13 protein-coding genes and 1 pseudogene are annotated in these 10,445 nt (G+C 60.4%); 7 read left to right on the forward strand and 7 right to left on the reverse strand.

What is annotated here, in order from left to right; genetic code table 11:
- Positions 1-121 precede the first annotated feature (121 nt).
- The gene (locus tag AC1DF3_RS35835) at positions 122-550 is read right to left on the reverse strand and encodes a hypothetical protein (protein WP_478142648.1); all 429 of its coding nucleotides are present in this window, start codon (positions 548-550) and stop codon (positions 122-124) included.
- 124 nt (positions 551-674) lie between these two features.
- Positions 675-1,172, reverse strand: a complete 498-nt coding sequence (locus AC1DF3_RS35840; protein ID WP_478142649.1) for a DUF421 domain-containing protein — start codon at positions 1,170-1,172, stop codon at positions 675-677.
- A gap of 651 nt (positions 1,173-1,823) precedes the next feature.
- Between AC1DF3_RS35840 and AC1DF3_RS35845 the strand changes: the two genes are divergently transcribed.
- The 3 genes from AC1DF3_RS35845 (at position 1,824) to AC1DF3_RS35855 (ending at position 2,923) form a co-directional block, all read left to right on the forward strand.
- A complete protein-coding gene (locus tag AC1DF3_RS35845) occupies positions 1,824-2,093 on the forward strand; it encodes a hypothetical protein (RefSeq protein ID WP_478142650.1) in 270 nt (89 codons plus the stop codon).
- A 228-nt stretch (positions 2,094-2,321) separates the two neighbouring features.
- Positions 2,322-2,756 carry an ATP-dependent DNA ligase gene (locus AC1DF3_RS35850; protein WP_478142651.1) on the forward strand — a complete coding sequence of 145 codons (435 nt, stop codon included), beginning with the start codon at positions 2,322-2,324 and terminating at the stop codon, positions 2,754-2,756.
- A 68-nt stretch (positions 2,757-2,824) separates the two neighbouring features.
- A complete protein-coding gene (locus AC1DF3_RS35855; protein WP_478142659.1) occupies positions 2,825-2,923 on the forward strand; it encodes a hypothetical protein in 99 nt (32 codons plus the stop codon).
- Positions 2,924-3,535: 612 nt separating this feature from the next.
- On the opposite strand, the gene AC1DF3_RS35860 is transcribed toward AC1DF3_RS35855, so the two are convergent.
- A complete protein-coding gene (locus tag AC1DF3_RS35860) occupies positions 3,536-3,907 on the reverse strand; it encodes a response regulator (RefSeq protein WP_478142652.1) in 372 nt (123 codons plus the stop codon).
- Between the two features lie 214 nt (positions 3,908-4,121).
- Here AC1DF3_RS35860 and AC1DF3_RS35865 point away from each other — a divergent pair, with 214 nt between their 5' ends.
- The 3 genes from AC1DF3_RS35865 to AC1DF3_RS35875 all read left to right on the forward strand — a co-directional run bounded on the left by AC1DF3_RS35865 (position 4,122) and on the right by AC1DF3_RS35875 (position 6,006).
- Entirely contained in the window at positions 4,122-4,412 is a 291-nt protein-coding gene (locus AC1DF3_RS35865) for a hypothetical protein (protein ID WP_478142653.1), read from the forward strand.
- A gap of 717 nt (positions 4,413-5,129) precedes the next feature.
- Positions 5,130-5,582, forward strand: a complete 453-nt coding sequence (locus AC1DF3_RS35870) for an Hsp20/alpha crystallin family protein (RefSeq protein ID WP_478142654.1) — start codon at positions 5,130-5,132, stop codon at positions 5,580-5,582.
- 79 nt (positions 5,583-5,661) lie between these two features.
- Positions 5,662-6,006 carry an Hsp20/alpha crystallin family protein gene (locus AC1DF3_RS35875; protein WP_478142660.1) on the forward strand — a complete coding sequence of 115 codons (345 nt, stop codon included), beginning with the start codon at positions 5,662-5,664 and terminating at the stop codon, positions 6,004-6,006.
- 497 nt (positions 6,007-6,503) lie between these two features.
- Here AC1DF3_RS35875 and AC1DF3_RS35880 read toward each other — a convergent pair whose 3' ends face one another.
- The 4 genes and pseudogenes from AC1DF3_RS35880 to AC1DF3_RS35895 all read right to left on the reverse strand — a co-directional run bounded on the left by AC1DF3_RS35880 (position 6,504) and on the right by AC1DF3_RS35895 (position 9,135).
- Entirely contained in the window at positions 6,504-7,337 is an 834-nt protein-coding gene (locus AC1DF3_RS35880; protein ID WP_478142655.1) for a tetratricopeptide repeat protein, read from the reverse strand.
- A gap of 26 nt (positions 7,338-7,363) precedes the next feature.
- Positions 7,364-8,280 (reverse strand): annotated as a pseudogene (ku, locus tag AC1DF3_RS35885) (non-homologous end joining protein Ku).
- 293 nt (positions 8,281-8,573) lie between these two features.
- Complete coding sequence (locus AC1DF3_RS35890) at positions 8,574-8,771, reverse strand: hypothetical protein (RefSeq protein WP_478142656.1); 198 nt, start codon at positions 8,769-8,771, stop codon at positions 8,574-8,576.
- A gap of 13 nt (positions 8,772-8,784) precedes the next feature.
- Positions 8,785-9,135, reverse strand: coding sequence for a hypothetical protein (locus AC1DF3_RS35895; protein ID WP_478142657.1), 351 nt, complete (start codon positions 9,133-9,135; stop codon positions 8,785-8,787).
- 335 nt (positions 9,136-9,470) lie between these two features.
- Between AC1DF3_RS35895 and AC1DF3_RS35900 the strand changes: the two genes are divergently transcribed.
- Positions 9,471-10,322 (forward strand): DNA polymerase ligase N-terminal domain-containing protein, encoded by an 852-nt coding sequence (locus AC1DF3_RS35900; protein ID WP_478142658.1) that lies wholly within the window; start codon positions 9,471-9,473, stop codon positions 10,320-10,322.
- Positions 10,323-10,445 lie beyond the last annotated feature (123 nt).

Raw genomic sequence — 10,445 nt, forward strand, 5'->3', positions numbered from 1 at the left:
CGCGGCCTCGGCCTCGTCGCGCCAAGGCCGTCAGCTCTCGTTGAACAGCGGCATCCAGTTCGATCTTCGGGGCAATGCGCATGGCTGCGACCTCCATCGAGGTCGGAGTGTGCCGCATCTATTAAGTTCCACTATTTCGAGCGCACTGCACTAGCAGTAGCGTCGCAAGAGCCATGATGGCCTTATGTTCCCATGACACGAGCACGCAGCCGTCGAGCAATTCGAGCCGGCGGCTCAGCTTTTTCTCCTCGCCCACCGCGAATTCCAGTGAGATCGCAAGACCCAAAACGTCGGCCAGCGGCTGCAGCGTTCGCAACGGTCGCGCACTCGGTTCGTCAGCCGTTGGTCGCGCGGCGAACAGGTGGCGCGGCTGCTCGAGACCGCTTTTCGCCAACCTGTTCGCATTGCCCAGCAGAGCGGCAAGCGCGCCCGCGCGCTGCCAACCGAGCACGCTCAGTTCATGTGGGCTAGGCCGGCCGAATTCGTCCACCGCCCGGACGACATCGTCCGGTGTCGACTTTTCCGCATGACGTATGACAAAAATGCTCATCTCGTTGAGGTACGCGAAAGCGCTGCCCCCGCAGTGGCAGCGGTTCGATCAGGATCAAATAGGTTCCGCGTCTGGGCGCCGGCGCAGCGTGAACGAAGTTCGTCGGCCCATGTCAGCGTGAATCTCATCCCCTCACTTTCCTTTCGATGACGGTGATCTTCCCGTCGCGCTCGAGGATAGCCAAGGCGACACCCGAGAAATCTGAACTGCCGAGCTTCTGCCTCACCGCCTCATAGAGATTGCGCTCTGTCAGAAGCGCATTGAGCATGGCCCGTCGATCGAGAAAGCCGTCGCGGATGATCACCACCTCCCGGCCGCTCACCATGTCTTCAAAGCGCGGCCAGCGAGCCGTCGCGATCGACATCGCCCGGTGGATCAGGACGAGCGCCGCGCCGGCCGCAACGGTCGCCAAGAACGGAGACGCCCCAACCACCGCCCGGCTCAGTACTGCGCCCAACAGTACGGTGACGCAGGCATCGAACGGCGTGTGCTGCCCGAAGGAGCGCCGACCCGAGGCCCGGATTAAAAGCAGCGCGATAAAAAACATCACCATCGCCCGCGCTGCCATCTGCCAGATTTCGAGATCCGAGCCTTCACCGAAAAGCCAAGCAACCCACTCCATGGCCTAGTTTGAACTCGTGTTCACAACAGTCACGTGTCCTCGCCAGAACCTGGCGCCGCCTGTTTTCGATGTTGTTCGGCCATCAGCTGGGAGGGTAGGACCTTTGCCATCGCCACCTGGTGCTTTGTTCTTCAGGCCCGCCACCATTCCCATTCGTCCCTTGGCGATCGTCACAGGCGCCTCCTCAGGCATCGGCTACAACTTGGCCAAGTGTCCATCGAATGCTCCTTGGGTGCCCGGCGGAAATCACGCGGACGGCAGATAACTTATGGTGACTTTTCAGAAGCCCTAATCGGCGTCGCACCGATTCCGAAGTCGGAGGCCTCCTACCCAATCGCTCACCCAAGGCCGACAGTCGTGGCGCCTCGTGCTCCGGAAGCTGCCGGCTCGAAGGAGACCTGCATGCAAGCACTCCCCTATCGGGCTCCAAGAACGTTCGGGTCAAAGGCGTGCCTGATCCCGTGCTGGTCGCCAATGACCATTCCTGCTGCGTCAGATCGGGCAGGGCATGCAGGCTCACACAAGTGCCGCTTGAAGAACGGAGCGCGCCGCACGTGAACCAGAAACACGCCCCGCCTTCGAGGGCAGGCTAAGGTGATTCGAACCAAGCCTCAGCCGCAGAAAAGCCGACTTTGCCAGGAGGCCAGAACCATGCCGACAGACTCCAGCACTCCCATTTCCGATGGTCACTCGCTTGAATACCGCGGCTTCCGCTTTGAGCTGCGCGTAGAGCCCGTCCGCGGCGGCTATCAGCCGAACGTCGTTCTTGTTCGAACTCCCACAGACGAGGAAGAGATGCACCTGCCCAACGACACCGAGGAAGTTGTGTATGGGACCGAGGCGGAAGCAACCCGTCACGCCGAGCAGCAGGCCATGCGCTGGGTTCATGACCGCACCGGTGATGGGCAGGGGCAGTTCTAGCGACCTCCGTAAGGCGCGGCGGCACTCCACTTGGCTGTTGGAATCGCCAATGGAAGTCCGGAGAACGTCGCTTCAGGTCGCAGAATACAACGAGTTGGCATATCCGCGTCAAGCGAGGAGTCGTGCGCGCGGTCATTTCTTTCGCCTGGAGAGGCGATCGTTTCCTGTCGCGTGGGCATGAGGCATTTTGCGCGTCCCGCCGACAGCCATTTTCTCAATTTGGCCCCTATGGACCTCGCGCACTATTTGCCGATGCTGCTCGATGACCGGCCCCTGCCGTTGACTGCTCCGGGGTGGATCTTTGAGATCATGTACGACGGCTACCGGCTCACGGCAATGTTTGGGGACGGGGAGTGCAGGCTACGCACGCGCGGTGGCGCTAACGCGACGGCATGGTTCCCGGAAATCGCCAAGTCACTTGCATCGGTCCGCGGTGGGCCGTATGTGGTCGACGGCGAGATCGATCTCGGCCGCTCGGACTTCAATCGGCTGCATGCCCGCGCGCGCCGGCGCCGTTGGTTTGAGGGCTGCGATCCGGTTGGCTACGCGGTATTCGACCTGATGGTTGACCATGGGATTGACATCACTCAGAACACGCTGCTGCAGCGCAAGGCGCTTCTCGCGAACTATTGGACCCTAGCCCCGACAATGTGCTGGCCGTAGGCCATTTTGAGGAGGACATTCCGCGCATCTTTAACGACGCTGTGCTGGGCCTGAAGTTGGAGGGTCTGGTGGCCAAGCGGGATGACAGCATCTACGTACCAGGCAGCCGCAGCCGGGACTGGATCAAGGTGAAGCGGAAGGGCGCCGTGCCGGCGAAGCGAGCTTAGCTGCAAAGAACACAGCAAACGATTTCCGCCGCTCACGAAAAAGCCCGCCGAGGCGGGCAAGACCAGCTGATGGTCGGAGGAAAAGCCGATGGTGCGACGGTTCTCTGAACAACTGCTGAACAGCATTATTCGGCTTGGGGCCGTTGGGGGCCGCCCCTGCGGGTTGGCCACTCTCCGGATTGACTGCGGAGATGACGGGTCGGCTTCATAGCCAAAGTAGCAAAGTAGCCAAACCTTTCGATGGCGGGTTTTGGCGGTGGATCTCACGCGCCCTTCTTGGAACCGGCCGCCTGGGCGCAAGTCGGTCGCCGGGCAAGCGGCGATCTCGAGCGGCGGTGCGCCATTCGCCAGGATGACTTGCAGCCCTTCTGGCCATCGACTAGCGCGTGGTAGCCCAGCGCCTCCATCTCCCACAGGCGTCGGCGTCGGAGGACCGATTGCAAAGACGGACTTGTGCGGCCGTGCCGGGCCGCGTGCGTCAGGGATTGGTGCCCGGCAGGGGCGAGATCGGCACGAACTCGATGCGCAGCACTGAAAGCCCGGGACCGGCCAGCCCGGTCGACGCTCGACTCGCTGCACTCCCCCTCGCTACAGAAAGGCTACGCGCAGGAGTTAACGTTGCTGAAGGCAGAAATCGAAAAATTCTTCGAGCTGCGTCGATTTGTCGAAGAAAGCATCGGCGCCTGCCTCGATGCACGCTTCCCGCATCGAGTCTGTCGGGTAGTTGGTGAGCACAGCGACCCTCTGATGGCGGTCACGCCCTCGACACCAACGGACAACGCCAAGCCCCGATCCTTGCGCCAAAAAGAGATCCACAACGGCGAGATCCCACTGCCCCTTATGATGGGCAAGCCAATTGACGGCCTCGTCTTCAGTTTGGGCAACTGCCAGCACGCTTGCAGACCCCAGATCGGCGAGCGCGGGAATCAGGTGCTCCCTGATTTGCTCGTTGTCCTCGACGAGAAATACCGATATTCCTGCCATTCAGTATGGTGGACACCAAGTTGAATCCTTTGGGAGTGAGCGCTCTGGAAATTTTCGGGTAGGAATGAACTGCCAAGGCCGATTTCAAGTCATAGCTGTGAAAAAGACCCATTGAATCGGGCTGCTGACATGCAAGCATCTCCTCTGCTTGCTTTCGGATCCGCTGCAAGCAGTTGACTTGCGTTGGTTTCAAAGTAGTACTTGGAGAAAAAAAATGAATCTGGACAAGCTCAGTGCGCGAACGACGTTGGCGCCTCTGGCGCCGGCTGAGTGGAGCATGGCGGTCGAAAGAGACGGGAAGCAATTCACCGCGGTCGTGAAACGCTCATCAGCTGTCATGTGCCGACTTTCCCTTGTTCGGCCAGATGACAACGAAGAGGCTGCTAGGTCCGCCCTTGCCGACAAAGCACGCTTCTGGATCCACGATTACATCGAAAGAGCCGCCAGTCAGCAGATGCAGGACGCTCAACCCAATGGGGTTGGCCCGGTGGATTTGCGCTCATGACAGAAGGAACCGCGCAACAATGCCTGATGGCCCGACAGGCGTTCAGGCTTGCCGTCTCTCGATCCAATGGGTCCCGGGCCCATACAGGCGATTGCCCAATTCAACCTTCCGGTTGAGCCTTTCCCTGGTGGCGGGATTGTCTGGAATCCACAGGTGATCGCAGCCGACATCAAGCTGGCTGCCAGGCGGCAGCGCGTACTCTGAGTGGCGAAGTCTGATCTCGGTGAGTGCTCGCAACGTAGTCTTCACTGAAGAACTCCTCAGTGGTGCGCATCAGATCCAATGCCTCTGTGGCACCTACGATTTGTTGGGATTGCAATCGCAGCCTGAACTGCGGATGAATACGATAGCCGCAAGGTTTCGCGATGAACTACAGAAACCAAAGTATTTACATGCAATTTACATTCTATTACGCGATCCCTCCGACGACTGACTTGGGCCGAGCCAAGGGAATGTTTCAGTTAGCGCGTGCAGCGCGCCTTGCCGACCTGCTGGGCTCCGCGGACAGCGCGTAACGTGCTAGGAAGCATGACGTCGCACTGCCTTTGCGAGCTGCAGGCTAGACAGCCACCAGCCAAGCACGCCAGGGGTGACGAGCGGGCCACTAGGGCTTGGTGGTCGGATCTTGAAAAGCTATTTCGCTGACCCTAATTCGGGAACGGAAGCGCTGGAAGGACGCCTCCGGCGCTCTATTCAACCCGAATGGAGGTATTCGCTATGTATCGATCCCTGTTTCCGCGCGACATGTTCGCCGAGATGGATCGCCTGCAGCGCGAAATGCAGCAGGCTTTCGATCTGTCGCCCACCATCCGCGGCTTTGGGCGAAGCGGTTTCCCGGCGCTCAACGTCGGGGGCACACCTCAGACCATGGAAATCTATGCCTTCGCCCCAGGTGTGGAACCAAACGCATTGGACATCTCCCTCGATCGAGGGGTCTTGACGATCGCCGGGCAGCGCGCCTCGCGCCTTCCAACGTCCGATCGGGCGGCCACCGCCAATCAGGCGGCCGTCCACATCAACGAGCGGTTCGCGGGGGATTTTCGGCGCGTCATCAGCCTGCCCGAAGACGCCGATCCGGAGGCCGTCCAGGCCAAGTACCAAGATGGCGTGCTTCAGATCACCGTCCAGCGACGAGCCTCGGCACAGCCGCGTCGCATTGCCCTTCAGTGAAGAAAGGAGGTCAGAAATGAACGAACTTCGTAGCCAGGAGAGCGTGTCTACCGCTCCGGCGAAAGCCGAATCCTCCGGAATGCGCTACAGCGATGCCGCCTTGACGCCTCCCGTGGATGTCCTCGAGGATGCCAACGGCATCACGCTCTATGCAGACTTGCCCGGGGTGCCGCGCGATAAGCTGAACCTGCAGGTGGAGGCGGGGACGCTCACCATCGACGCCGAAATCGCCCTCGCCCTGCCGGAAGGCCTCCGGTCGAGCCATACCGAAGTAGGATCGGCTCGCTTCCACAGGACCTTCACGCTCAGCGCCGAGCTGGATACGGAAAAGGTTCGTGCGGAGCTCGTCAACGGCGTGCTCACGTTAAACATTCCCAAGGCGGAGCATGCGAAGCCACGTCGCATCGAGATCAGCACCGATTGAGCGTCATCCGGGCGGCTCGCGCCGCCCGGCCGAAGTCGGCGCCTCCCCAGGAACATACTTTCCCGTTCAATCCGTTGGAGAGCGCGATGGCAATGGAAAGTCTTCAATTTGAACTGCTCCGGTTCCTTAAAACTGAGGGCGCGACGGAGACTGTGATCGAAGACTGGGTAATTGCTTGGCACAGAGCGCTCTCGTTTCCTGATGAGCCGCTGCCGTGCCCGGCGTGCTTCCTCGATGGGCGCCTTGAGCGACTGATGCCCTCACCCGTCGACAGCCAACTTGCGGTCCGTTGCGAGGCATGTGAAACCAGGTTCGAGTTTCCCGCGTGACGAGGCCATCGGCGCAGAGAAGAGGGATGGAACTTTGCTTTACCCACGTGCCGGGCGCACATACCTCTGCACTTCAAAGCTGACGTTCCGCGGAAGTTGATACGCTCGAAATGCACTGGCGTCAGGCGTCTTCGACGACCATGGGCGCGGTGGACTGATGATGCGGCCTCACTTGGACAGCCTCCTGTAGGCGCTGTAGTGCCTGATGGCTCGTTGCTGGTGGCCTAGTTCGTCATGCAGGCGCCCAGCGTTGAAATGTGCATCGGCAAGCTCGGGATCGAGTTGCAGAGCCAAGTCGTAGCTTTCTAGGGCCTCCCCGAACCGCTTTAAATCTTCAAGAGCCACTGCACGGTTGAAGTACAGCAAAGCTTCGAGAGGCTGGTGCTCGATGGCCTTGGTAAAAAGTCGGACAGCATCGTCGCAATCGCCGCTCTCGCAGAGGAGAGCGCCCAGATTCAAGTAGGCATTCGTGAACCCGGGCGCCGTGGCGATTGCTTTTGCATAGATTCGTTTGGCTGCTGCAATGTCAATGTCCTCCAGCGCCTGAGCTTGCGCGAAAAGCTCATCCGGCGAGCCGTGTGCGACTGGAACCGCTTTACGAGCGGCTTCCAGCGGACGGATGACCGCTTCCGAACCGCGCTGAGCTTGGACCCCCACATCGAAGTCCATGAGAAGCTGGCCAGTGTCTGCAGCCCACTGGGAATCGCGATTGCGAACGACGATATCGTTGCCGACGGCGGTAATCCTCAGCCCGGATAGAGGTGCATCGGCGGGAAGCTCGTCTTTGAGCCTGCGCAGCGCTCGAAGGATCTTGGCGGTCGGAATGCTTGCCGAGCGAAGCTCATGGGCGGTTCGCAACAGTACGACATCCTGGAACGAGAACTCGTAGGCGCGACGCGCCCCTCTTTCAGGCTTGACGAAACCCAGTTTGACTAACTGAACAATGGCGCTGCGGGAGAGCCCGAGCAACTCCTGAACGCCCCGAAGCGTGTGCGATCCCATGGGCCTTGAGCCAGCGTGACGCCGGCTTATTTCCTGGCGCGGCTACCGACTGGGACCTGTTCGGACTCTTCAGCTTTCGCAGCACGCTTGACGCCTTTGCGCTTGGCGCCGGTCTCGGCTTCAACTGGTTTGCCCGGCACCTTGACCGCTGCGGCGGTGGCGGGCTTGCGTTTCAGACTCGCCAGAAGCGCCTCGGTCAGATCGATCACCTTGCCGCCGGTGTCATCGCGTGCGTGCGGCGCCGCGACGACTTCCTTGCCCGCGATCTTCGCGTCGATCGCCGCGAGAATGCGCGCCTTTTCTTCATCCTCGAACATGGTTGGATCGTAGGTATCTTGCGAAATCTGATCGATGAGCTGTAGGGCAAGCTTCAGTTCGGCAGGTGTGGGCTGCGTGTTTTCGATGTTGAGGTCTGCCAGCGAACGCACCTCGTTCGCATAGAGCAGCTGTTGCAGCACCAAGCCATCTTCAGCTGCCCTGACCTGGACCACATACTGCTTGCCCTTCCAAGCCCATTTCGCAAGCGCACACCGCCCGCTTTCCCGCATGGCCGCCCGCAGCAGGCTATAGGGCTTGCCCCCGCGCTTGTCCGGTGCGAGGAAGTAGGCCTTGTCGTAGTAGATAGGGTCGACTTCCTTCTCGGGGATGAATGCGACGATGTCGATCACATGGCTTGAGCCCTCCTCAAGAGCCTTCAGCTCCTCGGGTTGAAAAAGGACGTACTGGTCCTTTTCGATTCGTAGCCTTTGATCATCTCGCTCCGAGCGACGACGGTTTTCATGTCCTTTTCCGACACGTACTGCTGCTTCACGCGGCTGCCGTCTTTTGCCAGCAGCAAGCAGGAAGGAATCGTCTCGGAGGACTCCGTAGCCGAGTAGAGCTTGACCGGGATTGAGACCAGGCCGAAGCTGAGCGAGAGAGATGCAATCGAGCGTGCTGCCATAGTGACCTCAAGTGCGACCTAGGTAGGGCACCTTGCCACTTTTCCCCCCAATGTGGAAGAGGCGCGCGCCTCACATTGCCAGCTGTCCGACATCCGGCCGCGCCTTCGGTTCGATTCAATCGGGTTGCCCCCGCTCGGTCCACCGGAGCCTCGCGGCGAGCGAACAGCCGGACAGGCAAAGGCGCTGTCGTTCGTGCATTTCGGGCGATAGAACCGCCAAAGGCCCTAATACAGCCGCGCGTGATTCCAGGGAGTGGCCGCCGCTTGCTGCCCGACCCTCGTCGTCGCCGCTCCTAATTCGCCAGACCCACGTACCGTGCGAAGGCCGTGTTCAGTGCTTCAAGCTTTTCGTGCCACACCGCCGCATCTACGCGCGAACCTCGTCGCTGGTCCTCCAGCATGCGTTCCCACTCGTCAATGGCAGCGGCGTATTCGTCGCTGGCGCTGATGATCCTCTCCAACAAATCTTCAAAGCCAGTGGCCTCCGTCATACGCTTTGTCAATTCATCGGGCGTTACGTACGTGGGCCTGTTCATTGAAATCCTTGATTGACGGAGTAACGGAACGTTGGTCCTCCCGCCATGGCGCTGTGCTGGAGAAGTCCGCTATTTCCAGCGTAATGGGTTCCCGAGGTCGACGCAAATGCCGCGCGACGGTGGTTTCTTCAATGATCTTGAAGTTCGCTTGGCAGGCCTCCAACAGGCTGTCCGGCCCTCCACGGGCACCGAATACATCCCGCAGCGCATCCTCTGAAACTTCAGCGAGGACACGAGGGCCATCAAAGCCTTCTGGATAGATAGCGAATCTCACCGTTCCTCGGTCGAAACAGTGGACAGCTTCACATGTACTCGTCATGGGCGTCTCCTTTTTGTCCCCTGCACGCTGCGCCTTTCTCCGCAAAAGAAAGCAGGCGACGCGCGTAAGTCTTTGTGAGTATCCGCTGGCGATGCAGGTCTTGGAATCCCGCTTCTATTAGCGCAAGCCAAGGGGTGCTGACGCCAGGACCAACGGATCGGCGACTTTCGTTGCTTCACGCGGCTGCCATCTTTCGCCAGCAGGGTTGAAGCGGATGGTTTCCGAGGCTTCCGTCTCACGAGTAGCGTTCGTCGCGTGCCGCATTGCCAAATGTCCGACAGTCGGCTGCGTATTCGACGGTCGACGCCACCAGATTGCCGCCGTAGATTCCGCTCATGCCAGAAGCAAGAAGCCCCAGCCTTGACCCGCTGGAAAAATATTGGGCCAAACGGGATTTCTCGGTCACCTCGGAGCCCCGCGGCGAGCGAGCCGCCAGCCAGTCAAAGGCGCTGTCATTCGTGATCCAGAAGCATGCCGCCAGCCGGCTGCACTATGACTTCCGGCTCGAGCTCGACGGCGTGCTGCTGTCGTGGGCCGTGCCCAAGGGGCCCAGCTATGACCCGACGGACAAGCGCATGGCGATTCATGTCGAGGACCACCCGCTCTCTTATGGGTCGTTCGAAGGGACCATCCCGCCGAAGCAATACGGCGCTGGCACAGTGATCGTCTGGGACAACGGCACGTGGGAGCCGGTGGGCGACCCGCGGGAGGGACTGCAAAAGGGCAAGCTCCTTTTCCACTTGCACGGTCAAAAGATGGCGGGACTGTGGGAACTGGTCAAGATCGCCAAAGGCGGGGAAAAGCAGGAGCCGTGGATCCTGTTCAAGAAGCGCGACGAATTCGCCAGGTCGAAGGCCGACTACGACGTCGTTTCCGCCCTCCCAGACAGCGTGATCGCGAAGCCTCTTCTGCCCACCTCCGGAACGGGCAAGGACGCGGCCCATCCGGCACCGACGAAGAAGGCGGGGGTGAAAAGGAAAGCTGCAGCGGAAAGCGGCGTCCCGGGCGCCGTCAAGGCTCCTCTCCCCGCCAAGATCGGGCCGCAACTCGCCACCCTGGCCACGGGCGTCCCTGCGCAAGGGAAGTGGATCTTCGAGATCAAGTTCGATGGCTACCGAATCATGACCCGCCTTCAAGGCGGCAAAGCCAGCCTCATGACCCGAGGGGTGAACCGCCCCGGATTTTGAGGAGGCTCCTTCGATTGAGAATGGAGCCAAGATGAGAAAGTCACCGAAGTTTTCCCCTGAGGTCATGGAGCGCGCGGTGCGCATGGTCTTTGACGCCAAGGACCAGTACCCGTCGCAGTGGGC

It is taken from the genome of Variovorax sp. 10N432 (assembly GCF_056394465.1).